Source organism: Collinsella aerofaciens, assembly GCF_018785245.1.
GTDB classification, from domain to species: domain Bacteria; phylum Actinomycetota; class Coriobacteriia; order Coriobacteriales; family Coriobacteriaceae; genus Collinsella; species Collinsella aerofaciens_AD.
This window is the reverse complement of sequence record NZ_WQPL01000019.1, coordinates 206,186-228,823: the sequence shown is the minus strand read 5'-3', so window position 1 is coordinate 228,823 and position 22,638 is coordinate 206,186. Positions and strand designations below refer to the sequence as shown.

The following is a 22,638-nucleotide window of genomic DNA, read 5'->3' as shown; positions in this document are numbered from 1 at the left end:
AGGCGTTATTACTCAGACCGATCAGCTTCGCGCGACACGGGAATGCGCAATCGAAGCAGCGAGCGCATCGCCTCTACCAGCACAAAGCCGGCGATGCCAACCGTGACCACAACGTCGAGCGGTGTGCCCACAAACCACAGCAGCCCCATGAGATACGACCCGGCATTAAACGCAAAGTGCAGCAGAATCGTGTAGCGAAGCTTTCCGGTGGTCACGAGTACCCAACCAAAAATGAGGGCGGCGGCGCCCGCATAGCAGCCCTGCACCCAGTTCATGTGCATAAAGCCGAAGACCGCCGCCTGCAGCACGATTGCCGCGGCGACGCCCCAGGTACTCGGGGCCGCCCAGGGCACTATGGCGCCGTCCTGCGCGTTCGCGCGACGCCGGCGCTTCCAGAGCGAACGGCACTGTGGATTAAACGCACGCAGCGAAAACTCAAAGATGATGCCGCGCACCAGCAGTTCCTCGCAAAACGGCGCGCCGAGCACCGTGGTCAGGACGGCAAGAAGGCTGGTATCGCCCATGCCCGTTTCCTCGACGAGCTCGCTATAGTCTGCCGCGACCTCGGGCAGCAGCGACAGCACGCCGTCGCATAGGTAGCTAATGACCACCTGCATGGATAGGCCGATCACGACAACGCAGACAATGTGCTTCCATGCCGCGCTTGCTCCCCCACCGAGCGGGCGCTCGCCTTGCCGGCGCGCCATGAAGGAGCGGGGCCACAGATAACGCCACCACAGCAGCGCCATCAAAAATGACGCCGTCTGAGCGGCAGCCTGGAACCATTGGATATCGAGATTGTCGATCGGATAGCCCGTCAGCACCGACACGGCATCGAGAACTGAAAACAGAACCACGCTCAGGGCTATATCGGCAGCGACAACGCCAAAACAGGCAAGCGCCCACGCCATCGCATTGAGCATGCCAACCTCCTCAAAACCCGGCACTTAGGGACGTTCCTTAACTGCCGGCAGAAAAAGAACGTCCCCAAGTGCCGGCAGTTTGGAACAGTCATTGTTGATGAGAATCGGGCGCAGCGCCAAAGGCCCCGTTGGGCGAAATGTCGAACGGGAAGGTGCCACAGCGATTGAAAGCGGCGATGAACATGCGGATGGCGTTGGACGGCGTGGTGCCCACGAGCTGGGTTGCCGCCGCGAAGGCCGCCTTTTCCTCGGGCAAAACCTTCGCGACAACCGGGGTCATGTGTTCTGCCATGGCGCTTCCTTCTTGAAACGACGGTGGTGCGGATGGATGCGGGCCACGCGGCTGGGCGACGGGCTGTGAAGGCAACCTGATTGGCCCGCATCTGGAGTTTGTTCTACGGCGTTGGTATTACTTGGTATTCCTAAGTATTACCCCGTAGATAGAATACCATACCCGACCCCATGGGGACGGAGAAAAAACGGATCAATTTGTTGCTGAGTAAGTCTTTAGAGCGTGATGATGTCCGAGATATTGAGGGCCCGAGCGTCAGCGGAATCGTGCGTGGCAAGCAACAGCATACGGCCGTCGAGCAAGTCGAGCACGACCTCGGTGCATGCGTCGCGCGCAGCGATGTCTAGACCGGTAAAGGGCTCGTCCAGAATCACTGCGCCGCCCGGACACAGCAGGGCTCGGGCAATCTCGACACGACGGCGCTGCCCGCCCGAGAGCTCGGCCACGCGGGCATGCACATCGATCCCCGGTACCAGCAGGCGCAACAAGGCAGCGGCACTCGAGGTATTCACGCGTGCATCGGCGCACACCAGCACGTTATCCAAAGCGGAAGCGTCCTCAACCAGGCGCGTATCCTGAAACACCATCGAGCACGGCGCGCACTCCCCCGCTGTCAACGAAAGCAGCGTCGACTTGCCCACGCCTGAAGCGCCCATCACGCAGATACGCCCGCCCGCGGGCACGTTGAGCACCAGACCATCCAGCGCCGGAGCCCAGGGTGCCCGGTCACCCACGGCGAGCGCAAGCTCCGCCGCAGCCCCGCCACCAGCAGAGCCGCCCGCACGCCCGCGCAGTCCATGCCCATGTGCCCGCACGGCCGCGCGCCACGCCACGGGTCCCGAAACCCGCAGCAGCCACACCAGCACGCGCTCACACGCCCACGAGGCGGCAACGACCAGCACGGTCCACGCCAGCAGATCAGCCGTCTCAATCAAAAGCTTTGCCTGATAGATGCGCTCACCCACGGTGCCCACCGCCATGCCGATCAGCTCCGCCGCCACGCCGGCCTTCCAGCTCATGCCAATCACGGCGCGGGAACACGAAAGCACAAACGGCAGGACCTCGCGCCAGGTGTGGGCGCAAAACAGACGCCAACCCCGCACGCCATGCAGACGAAACATCTGCTCCAGCGGCTTATCCACTTGCGCCAAGCCCTCGACCAGCGAAAAATACACGCCCGGAAGTGCCATCAAAAAGACCGCCGCAATGCTCACGCGCGCCGACCCCAACCAAATGAGCAGCAGGACCACCACGCAGGCAACCGGTGTCGCCTTAACAAACGAAAGCGCCGGCGCCACCAAGCGGGCAAACGTCAGCGATCGCACCGAGACTCCCGCCAGTACGCCGCCGCACACCGCGGCAAGCGCCAGCCCGCCCAAGATTCGCGCACCCGAGCCTGCCAGAATCGCCCATGTGCCGGCATCGCATACCAGTCGCAGCAACGCCACCACGACAGCGCCCGGCCCCGGCAAAATCAACGGCTGCGCCACGAAACCCGCCATCAGCACCCACACGGCAAGCCAAAAGGCGGCAACGGCACCTGCTGCCGCCACCGCCTTCATACGCTCTGTCATTTGTCGAGCAAACGCACGCACGGGCTACTCCATGTAGTAGAAATCGTCAGCCGGGAGCTTGCCGCCCACGGCGCTCGCGTCCGCATCGGCCAGCACCTGCAGGTACCCACCGAGCGCCGCCTTCATATCCCTCCCCGTCTGGCACACGAGCATGCACCCGGGAATCGCCTTTTCGGCAATCGCGGCGTTATCCACGATACCCGCATCGACCACGGCCTGAGCCCAGTCCGCCGGCGCCGCGTTCACGGCCTCAACGCTCGCAGCATGGCAGCTCAGGAATTCCGCCACGGCCTCGGGATGCTCCTCGGCAAAGGCACGGCGCACCACGGTCACGCCCGTCAGCAGGCGCGAGCCCGTGTCACCCGCCAGCTCGTCCCACACATCGGTCAGGCTCACCGGTGCCGACAGCTTGCCCTCGCTCTTTGCGATGGCAGCGGTCTTGAACGGCTCGGGTAGCACGCCCACGGCGGACGGGTCGACAAGCAACGCCGACAGCACCTCGGTGGGCTCGCTCTTAAACTCAAGCGCCACCTGGCCGGTCAGGCCCGCGCGCTCCAGCAAGTAGTTCATGACGTACTCCGGCGTGGTGCCCTTGCCCGTCATATAGACGGTATGGCCCGCCAGATCGCCAAACGAGGCCACATTCGCGTCGCCCGTCACAACGTTCAGCACGCCCAGCGTGTTGATGTCGATGACCTGCACCGCGCCCTCGGTCTTGTTGTAGAGCACGCTCGCCACGTTGGCGGGCACCAGGGCGATATCGATATCGCCCTGAATGACCTTGGGCACAATCTCGTCGGCGGCAGTGTTGATCGCAAAGTCGAACTTATTGTCCGTCTCGCCATCGGCAGCCTGGTCCATAAACTGCACCAGGCCAATCGAGGTCGGCCCCTTGAGCGAGGCGACGTGCACCTCGACGGGCTCCGCGGCGGTCGCCGCACCACCGGCAGCCGAGCCCGCGGCAGACCCGGCACCGGCAGCCCCGCCGCCACAGCCCGCGAGCGCAAGCGACAGGGCGCCCGCGGCGAGCGCCGAGGCAAACCCCCGGCGCGACATCTCAAAATCAAACGCGCGCATCGCTAGCACGTCCCCTCGTTAGGCATCGACCAGGCATGATGGTCGGTATGCAGCAACTCCTCGGCCAGCGGCGAGAGCGGCGCGCCCAAAAACTCGCGGTAGCACGCCTGGACATCGGGATTCTCGTGCGAGAAACGAATGTCCGCCTTCGCATCCAGGCTCCACAGCACCTGGCCACGCTCAGCCGCCAGCTCGCAGCCGTCGTGGATGGGCTGACCGCCGCCACCGACGCAGCCGCCCGGGCACGCCATGACCTCAACAAAGTCATATCTCACACGGCCGTCGCGAATCGCGTCGAGCAGACGGGCGGCGTTGCCCAGCCCGTGCGCCACGGCGACGCGCACCTTGGTACCGTCGATATCGGCCACGGCCTCCTTCCAGCCCTCGAGTCCGCGCACGTCAGTGAAGAAGTCGGCATCCGGGTTCTTGCCCGTCACCAGGTAATATGCCGAGCGCACGGCGGCCTCCATCACGCCGCCCGTGGCGCCAAAGATCACACCCGCGCCCGTGCCAAAGCCCAACGGCGTATCGAGCGGCTCCTCGACCAGCGTGTCAACGCTCACGTGGCTCGCGCGGATCATGCGCACCATCTCGCGCACCGTCAGCGCAACGTCCACGTCGGGCGCGCCGCCCTCGCCCATCATGCTCGGCAGCGCACACTCGGCCTTCTTGGCCGTGCATGGCATAACGGACACCACGAACAGACGCTCGGGCTCCACGCCCAGCACCTTGGCGTAGTAGGTCTTGGCGATAGCGCCGAACATCTGCTGCGGCGACTTTGACGTGGAGAGCCTGTCGACAAACTCGGGGTAACGTGCCTTCACAAAGCGTACCCAGCCCGGGCAGCAGCTCGTGAACATGGGCCAGCCGCGGCTGTCACCCTCGCCCTTGGCGGCCTTACCCAGGCGCTCGAGCAGCTCGGAGCCCTCCTCCATAATGGTGAGATCGGCCGAGAAGTCGGTGTCGAACACGTACTCAAAGCCCACGCGGCGCAGCGCACAGGCCAGGCGCTCGACGGTGGCCTCCTCGCGCGGAATGCCGAGCTCCTCGCCCCAGGCGCTACGCACGGCCGGCGCAATCTGCACCAGCACGATCTTGTCGGGATCGGCGATGGCATCGAACACGGTCTCGGTATCGTCACGCTCGCGCAGGGCGCCCGTCGGGCAATGCGTGATGCACTGGCCGCACGCGACGCAATCGGTCTTGCCGATCGGCGCACGCCCGCGGGTGCCCACGGCGGTATGCGTGGCGCGGTTGGTCAGATCCCAAATCCCTAAGCCCTGCACGCTCTCGCACACCTTGATGCAACGCATGCATTTAATGCACTTGTCGTTATCGCGGATGATGGGGAAATCGAAGTCCCAGCCCTCGCGTGCCAGGTGCTGCTCGTACGGCAGATAGAAGATGCCCAGGTCGTTGGCGATGGTCTGCAGGTTGCAGTTAGCACTGCGCACGCAGCTCGTACAGCGCGAGTCGTGTTGGGACAGTAGCAGCTGCACGTTGGTGCGACGCGCCTCGCGGGCCTTGGGGCTGTTGGTGTGGACCACCATGCCGTCGAGCACGTAGTTGTTGCAGGCGGCAACCAGCTGGTCGCAGCCCTCAACCTCGACCACGCACGCGCGGCAGCCGCCGATCTCGTTTAGATCGCGCAGGTAGCACAGGGTGGGAATCTGGATACCGACGGACTTGGCCGCGTCCAGGATCGTGGTGTGCTCGGGCACCACGACCTCGCAATTATCGATAGTGAGCTTGACCATGTTGAGTGCTCCGCTTTCGGTGTTGTCGCTGACAGTGGGGTTGTTGGGCTCTACCATTCCAGGTTCCTCCCTCCGCGGAACGCGCCAAAGCCAAAGTGGTCGCAACGCAGGCAGCGGCTTGCCTCCTGGCGTGCCTCCTCCTCGGTGAGGCCCTGCTCGACCAGATTCCAATCGTGGATGCGCTCGCCGGCCTCGCGCTCGCCCAGCTCGCAGCGGCCGCACTCGTGCTTGCCCTTAAACTGCACGGTCGGCAGCTCCACGTCGAGCTTTATCTTGTGGTCAAAGCCCAGGTAGCGGTCGATGTTTGCCGAAGCAACGCGACCGGCGTTGATCGCCCGGATGACGGTGGCGGGACCGGTCTGGCAGTCACCGCCGCTAAAGAGGCCATCGAAGTCGGGCACGGCGCCATCCGAATCGGTGACGATGCAGCCCCACTTGCAGGCGATGCCCATGTCCTCAAACGGCTTGGAATCGATGTCCTGGCCAATGGCCACAAACACGCGCTCGCAGGGAATGACGCGCTCGGGCGTGGCTGCGGCACGCGGGGCCGGACGTCCACGGCGGGGCTCGCCGATAATCTGCGGCTGCACGCGCAGGCCACTCACGCGACCGTCCTCGCCCGTCTCGATAGCGAGCGGTGCGGTGAGCTCCAGAACCTCGCACCCCTCGGCCTGGGCGCCGGCGATCTCGGCATCCTGGGCCGTCATGTCGCAGATGCGGCGGCGGTAGACGATGCTCACCTTTTCGGCACCGCAACGCACGGCAGAGCGCGCCACGTCCATGGCCACATTGCCGCCGCCGATGACGCACACGCGCTGGCCGCTCAGGTCGGGCAGTTCGTCGTCGCCGATGGCACGCAGCATCTTGACGGCCGACTCCACGCCGGGCGCCTCTTCGCCCGGAAGGCCGAGCTTCTTATCGCTGTGGGCGCCAATGGCTAGGTAGACGGCATCGAACTCGTCGCGCAGGCGGGCAAGCTCCTCGCCGTTGACGGAGTGGTCGAGTTCCACGTCGATGCCGGCGCTCAAGATCCAGTCGATCTCGGCCTGCAGGCGCTCGCGCGGCAGGCGGTAGCTGGGGATGCCGTAGCGCAACATGCCGCCCAAGTGATGACGCTGCTCAAAGATCGTCACCTTATGGCCCATCACGGCCAGATAGTAGGCACAGGAAAGGCCGGCCGGGCCGCCGCCGATCACGGCAATGCGCTTGCCGGTGTTGTCGGCCACGCTGGGCTTGTAATCGTTGAGGTCGCTGTGCTCAACGGCAAAACGCTTGAGGGCGAGGATGTTCATGGGATCGTCGACCATGCCGCGACGGCAGTGCATCTCGCAGGGATGCTCGCACACCAAACCGCAGACGAGCGGCAGCGGGTTGTTCTTGCGGATGACCTTGACGGCATCGGCATAGCGGCCGGCCTCGACCAACGAAATGTAACCGGGAATGTCGACGTGCGCCGGGCAGCCCGAGACGCACGGGACGCGGGCCTCGCGGTCAAAGCCACAGGAGTGCTCGCGGATATGGTGCTCAAAATCATCGCGGAAACCGCGGATGGCGGTGAGTGCCATGGCGCCGGCCTCGTAGCCGATGGCGCAGTCGCTCGAAAGGTAGATGGTGCGGGCCGTGCGCTCAATCAAGTTGAGCGTGGACTCGTCGGCGCGGCCCTCGAGCACATCGGCGAGCAGGTCGCTCAGCGCGCTCAGGCCCACGCGGCAGGGCGTGCACTTGCCGCAGCTCTGGGTGGAGCACAGGTTGACGAGCGCCGCCGTAAACTCGACGGGGCACGGGGCGAGCGAGCTCACCGCCAGACGACGTCCGAGTGCATCGTGCAGGTCGTCCATGACGGCCTGAGCGTGGCTGCGTTCCATTACGTGCAGTCGAGCCATAAGATCCCCTCTCACATGGCAGCCCGGAGGCGAGGCCGGGCGAAATTGCTACACGCACAACACTGACCTAAAAAGTTGTGAGGTCTCCATACGGTTCGGCAGGCGGTATAAAATGTCACCCTCAGCGGTGAAATAGAACATTACCGCAGATAAATGCCATATTTGATAAAACGCGTTACCAAACGACAATGCCCCGCCCACGCAATCACGTGGGCGGGGCATTGCTTCAGGCATGCGGCCAGCGACCCTGTTGCTTTTACTTAAGCTCGGGCCAGTAACCCTTGTTGGCCTCGATCATGTCGTCGAGAACCTCCTTGGCGACCTTCATCGACGGCACGGTCTTGTTGAGCGTAAAGGCCTTGAGCGCCTTCTCGTACGAACCCTCGATCGTAGCCTCGACAATGAGCTTCTCGGAGTTCAGCTGCTGCATCATGAGGCCCTGCTGGAACAGCGGAATGTTGTCGCGGCTGATGACCTCGGGGCCGTTCTTGCCAATGTAGGCAGGCAGCTCGACCATAGCGTCGTAGGGCATGTTGGGGATGGCGCCCTTGTTCTCGCAAATGACCAGGAAGCGCTGCTTGGTGTCGTTCTTCAGAGCGATAGCCAGATCGGCAATCCAGTCGCCGTGGCTGCCCGCATAGAACGTGCTCTCGTCGATCTCGCCCGTCTTCTCGTAATGGTCGATACCATCAAAGAGGTTCTTCTCACGCGTCTCCTCAACCTCGTTAGCACGGGTGCGCTCGGGGTTGGAGTGCTCGACGAACTCCTTCTGCTGCAGGTAGTAGTTCAGATACGTGTTGGGCAGGTACTCCGGGAAGCACTCCATGATCTCGTACTCGCCCTTCCAGACGTAGTACCAGCTGCCCTTGGTGTGGCGGTTCTGCTCGGGGTGCTCGTCGACGGCCTCCTCGGGCTTCTTTGCCATGAGCGAGCCCATGCCCTTGAGGTAAGAGTCGGGCAGCAGAATCTCATGCTCCTTGATGTACTCGCGCAGCTGCGGGAGCACCTCCTCGCCCTTGTGGCGAATCGAGGTGAACCAACCAAAGTGGTTGAGGCCAAAGTAATCGTACTCGACATCCTTCTTGTCGATATCGAGCGCGGCGCAAACCACGTCGATGATCGCGATCGGCATGTCGCAGATGTTGATGATGCGAGCGTTGGGACGCAGCACGCGGCAGCCCTCGGAGACGATGGCGGCAGGGTTGGAGTAGTTGAGAATCCAGTAGTCCTTCTTGGCGTACTTCTCAACGTCATCGATCAGCTCGACCATGGGGAAGATGGTGCGCATGCCGTAGGCAAGGCCGCCGCAACCGCAAGTCTCCTGACCCACGCAGCCGTGACGCAGCGGAATCTTCTCGTCCTGCTCGCGCATGGCGTAGCCGCCCACGCGCATCTGGGCAAACACGAAGCTCGCGTCGGTAAAAGCCGTCTTTTTGTCGGTGGTCACCGTGAGCTTGATGTCCAGGCCGAGGTCCTCGTGCAAAATCCAGTCCACGAGCACGCCGATCTTGCGCTGGCGCTCCTCGTTGATGTCGTACAGACGAATCTCGTCAACGTCGAGCTCGTCCTTGCGCAGGGCGATGGACTTGACGATGCCGGGGGTAAAGGTGGATCCGCCACCACACAGAGTAATGATCATTGTTTACTGCTCCTTCTCAATTGCGTTTTCGACCTTGTCGCGCATCTCGGCGACCTTCATGCCAAAGATGATCTGGATATTATTGCCGTTGCGGTTGATGCCGCTGTTGGGCACGTGGTTGATGAGGTCCTCATTGATGAGGTCCGGGTTCTTAACGTTCACGCGGAGACGCGTAAAGCAGTTCTCGAGCTCCTCGATGTTGTCCTTGCCACCAAGACCTGCAACCAGGTCGGCAATGCCCGCATCGACGCCCTCTGCGGGAGCCGCGGCAACAGCGCCCTGCTTCACCGCGACAGACGCGGCGGCCTCGCCCTCGGCAACGGACTCGGCGAGCTCGGACTCCTCCTCGCGACCAGGCGTGTGGAGGTTGAGCTTCTTGATGAGGAAGGTGAAGAGGAAGAAGTACAGAGCGGAGTTGACGACTCCAAGCAGCAGCATAACCGGCCAGTTGGTCTTGTCGACACCGAGGACCAGGTTGGAAACCACGATGTTGATGATGCCGCCTGCAGTCGAAGCGGGCACGGAGAGGACCTTGAGCAGGACCAGGAAGATGCCGGAAAGAACCGAGTGAACGACAAAGAGCACGGGAGCGGCAAAGACAAAGAGGAAGTCCATGGGCTCGGTGACACAGGAGAGCACGGCGGTGATGATCAGCGGGATGATAACGGCCTTGGTCTTATCCTTGTTCTCCTTGTAAGCGGTGACGATAAAGGCGAGACCGATACCGATGTAGGGCCACAGGTTGTTGAAGGTGTAGCTGTTGAAGTAGGTGCTATCGGAGAAGGGCTGGCCCGTCATTGCCATCTCGGCGACACGGATGGGGTAGGCACCGGCGATAACCTGATCGCCCAGCGTCAGGGTGCCACCCATATCGGAGAACTGGAACGGGGTGTAGATGAGGTGGTGCAGACCGGTGGGAACGAGCAGCTTGTTGAGCATGCCGTAGATAAAGAGGCCGATGTTGCCCGACTCCTTAATGATGCCGGCAACTGAGGAGATGGCACCCTGAACCGGAGGCCAAACGATGCAGAAGCCAGCGCCCATGATCCAGGAAATGATGATCATGATCAGGAACGGGAAGCGAACGCCCGAGAACATCGAAAGGGCAATGGGGAACTGCTTGTTCGAGTACTTGTTGAACACGGCACCGGTGATGCAGCCCAGGATGATGCCGCCAAACACGCCGGTATCAAGCACCTGGATGCCCATAACGGTGGCCTGGCCGGTTCCGGTAAGGCCGAGCATGCCGCTCGCATCGGCAAGAGAGCCGGTGGCGTTGAGCACGATGTTGTTAGCCTGCAGGAACAGGAAGAACGACATCAGGGCGATCAACGAAGCATGGCCCTTGTTCTTCTTTGCCATGGCGCCGGCGATACCCACGCAGAACAGAATCGAGAGGTTGTTGATGATAAACATCAGCGACTGGTAGACAACGGCGCCCACAAGCTGGAACGGACCGGAGCCCAGTACGGGAACCAAAGCGCAGATGGTCTTGTTGGTCAGAATGATGCCCACGATGAGCAGGATGCCGGCAACCGAGAGATACATCATCGGCTGAACGATCGACTTCGCGAACACCTCCAACGGCGCTTTGAAATTGAACTTCTTTTTTGCGGTCATAGCGGTACTCCCCTTCCTTTTCCGCAAATTAAGACAGATGTGCCCTGGACAAGACCGTGAGCCTTGCCTTATATCAATCGATGTGTGGGCACGTTATGCCTAGAGACCAGGTTCTCCAAGCAGGTTAACAATGTGATATGCGAGATAACTCTTCTCGGCATCGGTAACGACAACGTTATAGGTAGACGACAAGTGGGCGGCTATGGCGTCCGCGCACGAGAATGCGCACGGATACGCCGTTTCATCGATTCGGAACAGCGCGTCTCCGTTGATTTGCCCGGCCGTAGGATCGAGCGTTCGCCGTGCGAAAAACTGCAGGTGACGAACGAAACGTTCGTAAGGCAGCGAGGTGTCATCGAGGGTCGTAGCATAGCGCTTGGAAACAATCGCGAGCACGTCGCGAACAAGCTGGACCGAAACAATCAAACGATCGGAGCGTTGCGGCATGGTGGCGTTGACGATATGCAGCGTAATAAAACCCTGCTCTTCTTCGCTCATCTGGATGCCCATATACTCCTTGATAATCTGCAGTGCACGGCCCGCAAGTGCATACTCCTTGCGATAGAACTGCTGGATCTCGAGCAGCAACGGATTCTCACAGGAGATGCCCTTGCGCTCACGCTCCAAAGCAAGGCTGATATGGTCTGCGAGAGCAATGAGAATCTTGTCGTTGATGTCGACATTGAGCTCTCGACGAAGCATCTGAACGATGTCCTCGGAAATCACGAGGTTGACGGTGGGGATGGACTCCAAAAGATGTGCCAAGCGGTCAATCGTACGCGAGTCCTGAGAAGTTCCCTCCTGCAACGCGTAGGTCTTTTCGACCGACGCCTCATCGATGGCATCGCCGGCATGACGGCCAAAGCAGAGGCCTCGACCGATGACGATGAGCTCGGAGCCATCGTCCGAAGTGACCATTGCGACGTTGTTGTTAAAAACTCGCTTGATAACCACGGCACCCACCACAAGAATTTACTCGGAAAGCCAGATAACAGGCTCTTTAACAGCAACAGGGCCGGAAGCATGCTCACGAAGAGTCGAGTTCTCCGAACGCTCGCACACGATAACGAAGACCGTGGGATCGAAGCCGGCGGCGCGGACCGCGCCGAAATCGACCTCGACGAGGGGCTGGCCCGCGTCGACATGGTCACCCTGGGCAACAAGCGCATGGAAGCCCTTGCCCTCAAGCTTAACAGTGTCGATTCCGATATGCAGCATCACCTGAGCAGAGCAGTCGTCGGACATGATGCCCAGCGCGTGCTCAGTCGGAAACAGCGCCGCGACGGTGCCGGAAACAGGAGCGCACACCGTTCCCTCTTGGGGAACCACGGCAACGCCATCGCCCACGGCACGGCTGCTAAAAGCAGGGTCATTGGTATTTTCCAGATGAACAAGCTCGCCGGAAACGGGAGCGAGGATTTCGAACTCGGAAGCCGCAGTCGTCTGCTCATCCGAACCGCCCATCAGGCGAGAAAAGAAACCCATGGTGGCATGTCCCTTCATAAATATAGCCCAACCAAAATCAATCGAATGCACCCCTTGAGACGCACGCGATCAAAGACTTTGGTTAGGCCCACGTCCAAGGGACTCGGTAACCTTCCGCATTTCTTTTCACTGAGGTTATTGTAGACAAGCCCAAAGCCGGAACAATCATTATGACCGGCGAACGGTATTTTTTCTCCGATAAACGGTATTTATGCGGCACTTAGGGACGTTCCTTTTCTGCCGGCACTCGGGGACACTCCTCACTCTGGTGCATTGGGGACAGGTTTGTTTGCACCAGGTTGGTGCAGATTAGCCTGGTCCCATTGCACCAATTTCGTATGCGCTAGATGAAGAGCTCGCATTCCTTCCGCACGGCGCAGACCTTGCTCAGCATCTGGGAAACAGCGGATAACTTGTTGGGATCAAGCTTGCGAGCGCCTCGCGGACATACGGCGATGCAGCGCATGCAGGAGATGCACGCCTCGCCAGCTGTTCGCTTGGGGTCGCCCTTTTCGATAGCACAAACGGGGCACGCCGCGGCGCATGCACCGCAGGAGACGCAATCCTCTGTTGCCTCGGGTGCCATGCGGTGACCTCCAGCTTGTTTATAAGGACGATTGCCGGGGATAGAGGGCTCGGACGCATCCTCAGCCAACAGCTTTTGCTGAATTTGCTGCACAAACTCTGCGAGCTGCGCCGCATCCTGCGCATCCGGACGACCGGCAGCAAACTGTCGCGCGATGGAATGTTCTGCAATGGCTGCAACTGCCGCGATCACCCGGAATCCCGCATGCTTCGCAACGTCCTCCAGCTCTACGAGCGTGTCCTCAAACGCGCGGTTTCCGTATACACAAACCAAAACTGCCCGAGCCCCGTTGCCTCGCACCATGCCCAACCGGTCAGCCACCACAGCCGGGATTCTACCGGCATACGCCGGCACAGAGATTACGGCCACGTCGTCCTCAGTCATCGAGACAGCGCTGAAATCTAGCCCGCTATCGGTAAGATCGACGGTAACGGTATTCTTGCCCAGTGCCCCGGCCACAAGGCCAGACACCTTCCGCGTTCCGCCCGTCGGACTAAACACAATTTCGAATACGTTCATCTAGACACCCTCCCCCTACGCCTGGCAACGCGTCAAGCCGCTTTCACATCCAGCCAGAGTATACGGCACGTGGGGTCCCCGTTTTGATGCACCAAGCACCCCAATGCACCCACCCTACGCTGTCTGCCTCTTCGTTTTGTATAAATTACGGTACAAATTGTATATATTTACGGGATACCGCTGTGTTCTCCTGGGGTACCCCATCCTAGCCCGTGCAAAAAACGGAGTATTCTGCAACGTAACCACGCCAGCACCGCCGCGGGTGGGCAAAACTGTAGGGCGCCGTATCATTCTAAGTCCCGATATGGCGAGAATGACGCGCCCCTGCTCCGGAAAACGGCGAAATCTGACTCAGAACGCTCGCCAGGGATATCCGAAGGCCACCGTTGGCGACGTCGGATCATATGCAGACAACTCGAACTGCAGAATACTCCAAAAAATGCACGGCGCACCCCATGGGACCCATTGCCGCATGGCAGAAAACAGGTCCACGGCATCCTCTAGATGCATTCCCGAGGAAATCACATTTGAACTAGCGATCGGATACGACAAACAAAAAGGGCCCCGAGCGTAGTTGCTCGGGACCCTTGGTTCACCTCGCTCTAGCGGGCGATGCGTATGTTACTTGCGCTTGCCGCCGCCGTCACCGGGACGACGGGAGCTGCTACCACGCTTGCCGCCACGGCTGTTGCCATAGCTGCCGCGGTTATCGCGACCGCCGGCGCGGCCGCCACGGGAACCGGCCTGGTTGCCGCCGCGACCACCACGGTAGCCGCCGCGACGCTCTTCGCGGGTATCGTCGTAGTTGCGCCAGTCATCGCGACGATCGCGGCTGGCACGCGGATCACGACGGTCGCGCAACTCGTTAGAACGACCAGCGCCGCCGCGGCCGCCATTGCCGCGAGCACCCTCGCGACGCTCGCCGCCGCGGCTACCGCGCTCTTCAAAGCGCTTGCCGCCACGGGACTCACCGCCACGGGCAGCACGCTCACCACGACCCTCGCCGCCGCGACGCTCGTCACGGCCGCCGCGCTCGTCATCACGACCGGAACGACGGCGGTCGCCCGAACCGCGCTTGCCACCGCGCGAACCGCGGCCCTCGTCCTCGCGCTCGACACGACGACGGCCACCGCGATCCTCGTCCTCGCGGCGGCGGCGATGTGCCTCGCCCTGGAACTGCTTGGCACGACGCTCGGCACGGTTGCCACGCGGGGCCTGCTCGACAGCACCGCCGCGCTCCTCGGCAGCCACCTCGCGGGCCACGCTCTCAACAGCCTCGTCCACGCGAGCCTGAACGCCTTCGCGCACGCGGGTCTTGCCGCCGCGCTTGGGACGGCTCGGACGCTCGCCATCGCCGCGACGCTCGTCGCGACCGCGGTTGGAACGACCGGCCACATCGCCGTAGTCATCGCCGTTGCGTTTGCCGTCGCGACGCGCCTGCTCAAGCTTCTTCTTGCTCTTGGACTTGCCGCGCTTGGTCTTCTTCTTCACCTTAAAGGCCGCAGGATCGCGCTCGGGGTCAACCGCGGGCGGATTGGGGCCCACATGCAGGTCGCCGGCCTCGTAGATGTCGGCGGTCTTGTCCATGAGCTTCTCGATCTCGTAGAACTCATCGACATCCTGCTCGGTCACAAACGTGATGGCCCAGCCCAGCTCGCCGGCACGACCCGTACGGCCAATACGGTGGATGTAGTCGGTCGGCTCGGCCGGCACGTCAAAGTTCACGACGTAGCGCACGTCGCTGATGTCGATGCCGCGGGCGAGCACGTCGGTCGCCACCAACACGTCGACGGTGCCGTCGCGGAAGGCCGAAAGGGCACGCTCGCGCTGGGCCTGGCTGCGGTTGCCGTGAATCGCGGCGGCCTTGATGCCCTTGCGCTCCAGACGACGGCAGCAGCTGTCGGCGCGGTGCTTGGTACGCATAAAGACGATGGTGCGCTCCGGGCCCTCCTTTTTGAGGAACTCGGGCAACAGGTTATTCTTGGCCTCGATGGACACCGGGAACACAAACTGGTCGACGGTGTCGGCGGTCGACGTGGCAGGTGCGATCTCCACGCGGGCCGGGTCGCTCACCAGGTCGGTGATCTCGCCCACGGCCTCCTCGTCGAGGGTCGCCGAGAACAGCAGCGTCTGACGCTCGGCCGGCGTCTCGCGCACAATGCGCCGGACGGCGGGCAAAAAGCCCATGTCGAGCATACGGTCGGCCTCGTCGAGCACCAGGACCTTAACCTCGTCCAGGTGGCAGGCGCCCTGCTCGATCAGATCGACCAGACGGCCCGGCGTTGCGACCAGGATGTCGCAGCCGTACTTAAGTGCCGCGGTCTGCGGCTTGTAGCTCACGCCGCCCACGACGGTCACGGCAACATGGCCGGTGACGTCGGCGATTTTGCTTGCGACCTCGTCGATTTGCTGGGCAAGCTCGCGCGTAGGGGTGATGACGAGCATCACGGGGCCGCGACCGTTGCCCTCGGGCTTTTTAGCACCGCGACGACGGTTGCGGCCGCCGCGCTCGCGCACGGGTTTGGGAGGAGCGATGTGCTCCAGATTGTTCATGGTCGGCAGCAAAAAGGCGGCCGTCTTGCCGGTGCCGGTCTGAGCGGCGGCAAGCAGGTCGCGGCCCTCGAGCACCACGGGGATGGAGCCGGCCTGCACGGGCGTCGGCGCCGTGTAGCCCAGGTTCTCGATAGCACGAAGCATCTCGTCGGAGAGGCCCAGCTCGTCAAAGGCGGGCAGGCTCTCGGTAGCGGACTCGACGGCCTGGGCAGCATTGGCCTCATCGGCGGCATCGAAGGCAGCCTGGGTCATGGCCTCGCGGGTCTCGTCCAGAATCTCGGCGTCCGTGACGTCGGATACAGAATTACGCATATGTCGTTGTTCCTTATCTGCACGCGTTATGGGCACGGCATGCGGCCGCGCGGGCGTGCTTGGTAGTGCGCTAATACATACAAAAACGGGTGCGCACAGAGAGGACGTTGCTCAGCACGCTGGCGATCGCTTTGGCAGCCCTATCACGCGCCGTCCAGACGCAGCAGCTCTAAGCGATGGAGCAGATTCGCCGCCGGTTAGTATACCCGTGCTTCGCATGCCCCCACGTAAACCACAGATGACGAGGCGGACGGGGCGGGCCTGGCTGATTGTCTCAATCTGTAACATCTACAGGGCAAATCTTCCTCTACGTGTTACAGATCGAGACAAACGGTCGACACGGCTCACAAACGTCTCAATCTGTAACAGTTAACGAGTAAAATCGGCCCTAATTGTTATAGATCAAGACAGAGGGGGATTTCCGTTCAATCCAAACCAAATCTCTCGGTCTTCCTGCAATTTCGAACATGTGGCCTATAATGTTGCTTTGGTTACGCTATATATTGCGCAACCATTTAATACGTCGCCCACCGGGGGCCATTAATTCCTATCGCCATATTGGCTAGGAAGCAATCAAAGGAGGTATCCGTGGCAGCAGAGACGCCTTGCTCGGTCCTCTATAACGATATTCGCTCGTTCGGCGGTCTTAAACATCTCGAGATCGCCCGAATGCTCATCAATGGAAACTCCTATCTCGGCAGTACCCTGCTCGAGAAATGCTCTTCCAACCGCTCGTATCTCACCCGTTACATCGTCCATCGCAAGCCTGACCAGTGCGCGCCCGCCATCTACAGCGACTTTACCGTCACCACGCTCAACCTTTCCGCGGCAATCTGCAGCAAGCTCGGCGGCGGCGAGTCCGCCTATCAGGCAATCGCCGAGCACTATCGCGGTCCGGCCGCCAACGAAATGATGTCGGCTCTCGCCAGCTACAAGCTGGACAGCCGCCTATATGCAAATGCCCTCAATCGCATCGACAACTTTGACGGCAATGCCGTGCGCGAGAAAAGCACGCTTTACCTTATGCTCTTTGTGGCAACGGGAGCGCTCGCCGATCCCGTTCAGGGCGTGGCCACCGTCGAGCGCTTTTGCGACAGCAAGACGGGCGGGCACTTTGGCACCACCGAAACTACCGTCGGACGTGGCTTTATGAGCAGCCTGGAGCAGCCGCACACCGTCGCTCCCAACCTCGGTCTGCTCAGAACCCATGCCGACAACTGCGCCGACATGCAAATCCATTCCCTCACACGCGATCCGCGCGGCACCGTGATTGGTTCTTTGCCCAAAACCTCGCCCAGCATCACCGATGTAGGCGCCGACGCCTCGCGCGAGCATCTTCGTATTTGGCTCGAGGGTGAGCACTGGTACGCCCAGGGCCTTGGATCGACCAACGGCACAGTGCTCGAATCGGGCGCGGGCGACGGCGATATTGTGATTGAGCCGCCGCGCGACCAACGCGAACCCGGCAAAGTCTATCCCCCCGTGGAAATCGCCAACAGCGACAGGCTCCATCTGGGTCTCTACACGACATTCCTTGTCATTGTGGACTAGCACGGACGGCGATCGGAAGACGGTCGCCGTCCGTCTTTCGTCTTCTACCTTCTGCGTCGTAAACGACAATACTCAGCGGCATACGTGGGCAGTGCGGCTATCATGGTTCTTTACCGATATCCGCACTGCTCACGTATACGTGCGGCAACCCATGCCAGACAAAGGAACGCCATGGATACTACCGATAGCGCCTATGGCGACAAACTCATCCGTCTTGACACGTTCGACACCGCCGTGGCGGTCGACCCCAGCGCCGAGGACGAGGCCAAGCGTCGGTTTATGACGCTTATTCTCCAGACGGCCCACCGCAACAACGGCAACATCGGGCACGTGCTGCGCGCGACCAACACGAGCGGCGAGGTCTTTGCCGTCAAGCTACTCAAGGACAACGCCATCCTTTCCGGCCAAGCCCCCGACCGCTCCGCCGAGCAATCGGCAGCGCACCTGGCCAGCACCGCCGCGCTGTTCGAGGAGTACCGTCATCTGTGTACCGTCTCGCACCTGCGCGGATTTCCGCGCGTCTATGGCTACGGATCGTGCGAGGATGACCCTCTCATCCTCATGGAGTGGGTCGAGGGCACCTCGCTCAAGCAGGCGCTGCCCCTGCTTCCGCACGACGCCTCGGGCGGGCTGACCACCCAGATGGTCGCCGCCGTCGGAAACGCCGTGCTTCGTGCGCTCTTGATGACCCAAGGCCTCGTGAACCCGGTCATCCATCGCGATCTGTCGCCCGCCAATATCATGTTCCGCACCACCAGCCGAACGCTCGAGCAGCAGATTGCTGACTGCTCCTTTGACCCCTGCCTCATCGACATGGGCTCCGCGACCATGGCTCTCGGCGACGACACGATCACCCGGCGCGCCGACATCTGGCGCTTTGCCACGCCCGCATACGCCGCGCCCGAGATGCTCACGCAGGATATCGAAGGCATCGCGGCCCTTCGCCGTTCGCCGGCAATCGATGTCTACGCGCTTTCGAGCATTCTGTACCAGCTCTACAGCGGTCGCAAACCGTTTGACTTTGAGTCGACGGACGCCGCTGCGACCGGCTCGTTCTATCTCGTAAAGACCAAGACCAAGCCGGCGCCGCTCGAGCCGCGCTGCGAGGGCGATGAAGCGCTCGTCCAAATCATCATGAAGGGTCTCTCAGTCGAGCAGTGCGATCGTCCCACCGAGCAGCAGATGCTCGAGGTGCTCTCGGCATACCTCACTGATGCCGAATCCGAGGGCCGCGAAGGCACAGGAGACGAGGCCGCGATTGATATCGATTCTGGCACGCACCTTAAGGTCGACGTCGCCGGCGAGCGCGCACGAGAGATCCTGAATCAGGCCCGCCACGATGCCATGACCCGCCGCCGCTTTATTATCGGCGGCGCTATCGCAGCCGTTGCGGGGCTCAGCGTTATCGGGGCGGCAACCCATGGCTTTGGCATCCCCGACTACCTTGACGGCATCCGCGGTTCACTTGACGACTACACCTGGGATCAGCTGCAGGAGATTTCGCTCAAGATTAAGGCCGCCGAGACCCGTAGCGAGGCACGCGAGATTGCCAAGCGTTACCACCTGCTCGACGCTGATGGGCATATCCCCTATCCGTGCACCAAGCGTGTCACGCTCACCAACGGGCTGGAGGTCGGCGCGCAGCTTGTGGGCATCCGTCACGATGAGCTTCTGGACGGTACGGGCAAGGCCGGGCTGACGTTTATGTTCGACGCGGGTATTGCCGAGCGCAACGCTGCAGCTGAACCGCCGAGCGCCGGCTGGGCAGATTGCGAGCTGCGGAAATGGCTCAACGGCGACGGCCTTAAGCTGCTGCCCAACGAGTTGCGCGCACTCATTAAAGGGGTCAAGAAGGTCTCGAACAATGTGGGCGCCGCCAACAGCGCATCGTGCCTGAGCGAGTTGCCCGCAACCCTTTGGCTGCCCGCCATGGTCGAGCTGTGCGGTACGCAACCGTCCGATTCGTTTGCCGAGGACTATCACTACCTGGCAGACATCTACAACGGCGAGGGCAAGGAGTATCAGCTCTTCCGCGAGCTCAAGGTAAGTCCGTATACCACGAACGAGATGCTGGTTCGCCGGTGGAAGGGCAAGGACACCTGCTGGTGGGAGCGCACGGTGAGCCCCGACTCATCGGAGAGCGAAGGCACGCTCTATATGAACCGCGTGGGACACGACGGCGACGTCTTTACGTACGCAACGCCTGCGGAAAAGCCAAACAAGCTAACCTGTGTGATCCCCGGGTTCTGTATCTAGGCGGCGAGCGTCTTGCCGCAACGGGACCCCTCCCCGGCAATTGTCTCGATCTGTAACAGTTAGAGGTCATTTTCCCTGCTAGATGTTACAGATTGAGATGATTGGTTGGGACGGTCCATCGGCCAACCATCCATCCTCATCTGTAACGAAATCTCATATATTATTTCTGTACTGGACACCCCCAGGGGGTATGGGTGTATAGTATCGGTAGGTTAACAATTCCAACACCGAACTACAGAAAGGAGAAGCCATGGCTCAAGATAAGTTCGACGTGGGCGGCATGACGTGCGCCGCCTGCCAGGCGCATGTTGACCGCGCCGTGAGCAAGCTCGACGGCGTCCAAAGCGTCGCGGTCAATCTACTCGCCGGTTCCATGCTGGTGGACTACGACCCCGCGCAGGTCAGCCCCGATGACATCTGCACCGCCGTCGATCGCGCGGGCTATTCGGCCTCGCCCGTCAGCACGGGCACCGATGCCGCCGGCTCAAGTGGCAGCGCGCAAGCCAGGTCCGGCGCCGCCCATATGGAGTCGCCGACCAAAAAGTTGGAGGCCGCTGCCTCTGCCATGCGCACCCGCCTCATCGTCTCGATCGCATTCCTCATCCCACTGTTCTACATAGGCATGGGGCACATGCTCGGCTGGCCGCTGCCCGGCATTTTCACCGACCATACCCACAGCATGACGCTCGCCCTCACCGAGCTCGTCCTGCTCATCCCCATCGTTTATGTCAACGACGCGTACTTTATCAACGGGTTTAAATCGCTCGCGCACGGCGCACCCACCATGGACGCCCTCATCGCCGTGGGCGCCACCGCCTCCATCGCCTGGTCGCTCTACGCCATGTTCATCATGGCCGACCAGCTAGCCGCAGGTCAGGTGCACGAGGCCATGATGACGAGCATGGACAACCTGTATTTTGAGAGCGCTGGCACCATCCTGTCGCTCGTCACCGTGGGCAAATACCTCGAGACGCGCAGCAAGTCCAAGACCGGCGGCGCTATCGAGGCGCTCATCGACTTAGCACCCAAGACCGCGACCGTCGTGGCAGAGGACGGCAGCGAGGCCACCGTCGACGTCGATGCCATTCTGCCCGGCCAGGTGCTGCGTGTGCGCCCCGGCGAGTCCATCCCCGTCGACGGCGTGGTACTCGAGGGCAGCTCGGCCGTGGACGAAAGCGCGCTCACCGGCGAATCCATTCCCGTGGAGAAGACCGCCGGCGACACTGTCAATGCGGCCACGGTCAACCGCACGGGCTCGTTTACCTTCCGCGCCACGCGTGTGGGTGCCGACACGTCGCTCGCCAAGATTATCCAGCTCGTCGAGGACGCCAACGCCACCAAGGCGCCCATCGCCCGCATGGCCGACAAGGTCGCCGGTGTGTTCGTGCCCGTGGTGTTCGTGATCTCGGCCGTGACCTTTGCGGCGTGGATGGCACTGACCGGCAGCATAAACGAGGCGCTCACCTCCGCCGTGGCCGTGCTGGTGATCAGCTGCCCGTGCGCGCTGGGCCTGGCCACGCCCGTCGCCATTATGGTCGGCACCGGCAAGGGCGCCGAGATGGGCATTCTCTTTAAGAGCGCCGAGGCGCTGGAGAACCTGCGCAGCGTAGGTACCGTGGTGCTCGATAAGACGGGCACGGTCACCCGCGGCAAGCCTGCTGTGACCGATATCGTAGTAGCCACGCGCGCCGACGGCTCGCCCGCCATGAGCGAAAAAGCGCTGCTCAAGCTGGCCGCCGCGCTGGAGCGCTCGAGCGAGCACCCGCTGGCCGAGGCGATTATGGCCGAGTGCGAGACACGCGGGATCGTCGCGCGCATGGTCGAAGACTTTACTGCCGTGCCCGGTCGTGGCGTTACGGCGCACGAGGGGCAAAACGCCATTGCAGCCGGCAACGTACGCCTGATGGACGAGCTGGGCGTTACCGTGCCCGCGGGTCTTGCCGAGCAATTTGCCGCCGAGGGCAAGACGCCGCTGTTCTTTGCCAAGAACGGCGAGCTTGCCGGCACCATTGCCGTGGCTGATGAGGTCAAGGAGACGAGCGCCGGGGCCATCGCCGCATTGCGCTCGCTTGGCGTCGACGTGCGCATGCTCACCGGCGACAACCGCGTGACGGCCGAGGCAATCGCCCGCCGCGTGGGACTGAGCAGTAAGCAGGTCATCGCCGACGTCCTCCCCGCCGACAAGGAGCGCCACATGCGCGAGTTGCAGGATGCGGGCAGCAAGGTCGCCATGGTGGGAGACGGCATCAACGACTCCCCCGCCCTGGCGCGCGCCGACGTGGGCCTTGCGATCGGCACCGGCGCCGACATCGCCAAGGAAGGGGCGGATGTGGTGCTCATGCGCAGCGACCTCATGGATGTTGCGCGAGCCATCGAGCTTTCGCGCGCCACGATTCGCAACATCAAGCAAGACCTGTTCTGGGCGCTGTTCTACAACGGCATCGGCATTCCGCTCGCCGCGGGCGTGTTCTTCCCCCTCACCGGTTGGCAACTCTCGCCGATGTTTGGCGCCGCGGCCATGAGCCTGTCGAGCGTCTGCGTCGTAAGCAATGCGCTGCGCCTAAAATCCTTTAAGCCTAAAGTGGCAAAATAGGCTCACCATTACGTCCAT

At 61.9% G+C, this 22,638-nt stretch carries 15 protein-coding genes; 3 read left to right on the top strand and 12 right to left on the bottom strand.

The window, feature by feature from the left end; all coding sequences use genetic code 11:
• Window positions 1-8: 8 nt before the first annotated feature.
• The 12 genes from GPK39_RS09740 to GPK39_RS05025 form a co-directional block, all read right to left on the bottom strand.
• Entirely contained in the window at window positions 9-947 is a 939-nt protein-coding gene (locus GPK39_RS09740) for a CPBP family intramembrane glutamic endopeptidase (protein WP_215674135.1), read from the bottom strand.
• A gap of 64 nt (window positions 948-1,011) precedes the next feature.
• Entirely contained in the window at window positions 1,012-1,215 is a 204-nt protein-coding gene (locus GPK39_RS05075; protein ID WP_055252556.1) for a type II toxin-antitoxin system RelB/DinJ family antitoxin, read from the bottom strand.
• Window positions 1,216-1,430: 215 nt separating this feature from the next.
• Window positions 1,431-2,810 (bottom strand): ATP-binding cassette domain-containing protein, encoded by a 1,380-nt coding sequence (locus tag GPK39_RS05070; RefSeq protein WP_215674133.1) that lies wholly within the window; start codon window positions 2,808-2,810, stop codon window positions 1,431-1,433.
• Window positions 2,811-2,813: 3 nt separating this feature from the next.
• The gene (locus GPK39_RS05065; RefSeq protein WP_215674168.1) at window positions 2,814-3,866 is read right to left on the bottom strand and encodes an ABC transporter substrate-binding protein; all 1,053 of its coding nucleotides are present in this window, start codon (window positions 3,864-3,866) and stop codon (window positions 2,814-2,816) included.
• A 2-nt stretch (window positions 3,867-3,868) separates the two neighbouring features.
• Window positions 3,869-5,680 carry a [FeFe] hydrogenase, group A gene (locus tag GPK39_RS05060; RefSeq protein WP_252204680.1) on the bottom strand — a complete coding sequence of 604 codons (1,812 nt, stop codon included), beginning with the start codon at window positions 5,678-5,680 and terminating at the stop codon, window positions 3,869-3,871.
• On the bottom strand, window positions 5,674-7,506 hold the full coding sequence (locus GPK39_RS05055) for an NAD(P)-binding protein (protein WP_215674131.1): 1,833 nt from the start codon (window positions 7,504-7,506) through the stop codon (window positions 5,674-5,676). The genes GPK39_RS05060 and GPK39_RS05055 overlap by 7 nt, the downstream gene beginning before the upstream one ends.
• A gap of 256 nt (window positions 7,507-7,762) precedes the next feature.
• Window positions 7,763-9,145, bottom strand: coding sequence for a 6-phospho-alpha-glucosidase (locus tag GPK39_RS05050; RefSeq protein WP_117769499.1), 1,383 nt, complete (start codon window positions 9,143-9,145; stop codon window positions 7,763-7,765).
• A gap of 3 nt (window positions 9,146-9,148) precedes the next feature.
• Window positions 9,149-10,765 (bottom strand): PTS transporter subunit EIIC, encoded by a 1,617-nt coding sequence (locus GPK39_RS05045; RefSeq protein WP_215674129.1) that lies wholly within the window; start codon window positions 10,763-10,765, stop codon window positions 9,149-9,151.
• A gap of 99 nt (window positions 10,766-10,864) precedes the next feature.
• A complete protein-coding gene (locus GPK39_RS09735; RefSeq protein WP_338404393.1) occupies window positions 10,865-11,719 on the bottom strand; it encodes a PRD domain-containing protein in 855 nt (284 codons plus the stop codon).
• A gap of 18 nt (window positions 11,720-11,737) precedes the next feature.
• Entirely contained in the window at window positions 11,738-12,250 is a 513-nt protein-coding gene (locus GPK39_RS05035; RefSeq protein ID WP_215674127.1) for a PTS sugar transporter subunit IIA, read from the bottom strand.
• Window positions 12,251-12,593: 343 nt separating this feature from the next.
• The gene (locus GPK39_RS05030) at window positions 12,594-13,355 is read right to left on the bottom strand and encodes a 4Fe-4S dicluster domain-containing protein (protein ID WP_215674125.1); all 762 of its coding nucleotides are present in this window, start codon (window positions 13,353-13,355) and stop codon (window positions 12,594-12,596) included.
• 621 nt (window positions 13,356-13,976) lie between these two features.
• Window positions 13,977-16,220 carry a DEAD/DEAH box helicase gene (locus tag GPK39_RS05025; RefSeq protein WP_215674123.1) on the bottom strand — a complete coding sequence of 748 codons (2,244 nt, stop codon included), beginning with the start codon at window positions 16,218-16,220 and terminating at the stop codon, window positions 13,977-13,979.
• Between the two features lie 588 nt (window positions 16,221-16,808).
• Here GPK39_RS05025 and GPK39_RS09730 point away from each other — a divergent pair.
• From GPK39_RS09730 to GPK39_RS05010, 3 genes are all read left to right on the top strand, one after another.
• Window positions 16,809-17,771, top strand: a complete 963-nt coding sequence (locus GPK39_RS09730; protein WP_215674121.1) for an FHA domain-containing protein — start codon at window positions 16,809-16,811, stop codon at window positions 17,769-17,771.
• Between the two features lie 171 nt (window positions 17,772-17,942).
• Complete coding sequence (locus tag GPK39_RS05015) at window positions 17,943-20,027, top strand: protein kinase domain-containing protein (RefSeq protein WP_215674119.1); 2,085 nt, start codon at window positions 17,943-17,945, stop codon at window positions 20,025-20,027.
• 250 nt (window positions 20,028-20,277) lie between these two features.
• Entirely contained in the window at window positions 20,278-22,620 is a 2,343-nt protein-coding gene (locus tag GPK39_RS05010; protein WP_215674117.1) for a heavy metal translocating P-type ATPase, read from the top strand.
• The last annotated feature ends 18 nt before the right edge of the window (window positions 22,621-22,638 follow it).

Excerpts from the sequence above, each read along its gene's own strand:
- GPK39_RS05075 (WP_055252556.1), bottom strand. The coding sequence starts at position 1,215 with ATGGCAGAACACATGACCCCGGTTGTCGCGAAGGTTTTGCCCGAGGAA.
- GPK39_RS05065 (WP_215674168.1), bottom strand. The coding sequence starts at position 3,866 with ATGCGCGCGTTTGATTTTGAGATGTCGCGCCGGGGGTTTGCCTCGGCG.
- GPK39_RS05060 (WP_252204680.1), bottom strand. The coding sequence starts at position 5,680 with ATGGTAGAGCCCAACAACCCCACTGTCAGCGACAACACCGAAAGCGGA.
- GPK39_RS05055 (WP_215674131.1), bottom strand. The coding sequence starts at position 7,506 with ATGGCTCGACTGCACGTAATGGAACGCAGCCACGCTCAGGCCGTCATG.
- GPK39_RS05050 (WP_117769499.1), bottom strand. The coding sequence starts at position 9,145 with ATGATCATTACTCTGTGTGGTGGCGGATCCACCTTTACCCCCGGCATC.
- GPK39_RS05045 (WP_215674129.1), bottom strand. The coding sequence starts at position 10,765 with ATGACCGCAAAAAAGAAGTTCAATTTCAAAGCGCCGTTGGAGGTGTTC.
- GPK39_RS05035 (WP_215674127.1), bottom strand. The coding sequence starts at position 12,250 with ATGGGTTTCTTTTCTCGCCTGATGGGCGGTTCGGATGAGCAGACGACT.
- GPK39_RS05030 (WP_215674125.1), bottom strand. The coding sequence starts at position 13,355 with ATGAACGTATTCGAAATTGTGTTTAGTCCGACGGGCGGAACGCGGAAG.
- GPK39_RS05025 (WP_215674123.1), bottom strand. The coding sequence starts at position 16,220 with ATGCGTAATTCTGTATCCGACGTCACGGACGCCGAGATTCTGGACGAG.
- GPK39_RS05015 (WP_215674119.1), top strand. The coding sequence starts at position 17,943 with ATGGATACTACCGATAGCGCCTATGGCGACAAACTCATCCGTCTTGAC.
- GPK39_RS05010 (WP_215674117.1), top strand. The coding sequence starts at position 20,278 with ATGGCTCAAGATAAGTTCGACGTGGGCGGCATGACGTGCGCCGCCTGC.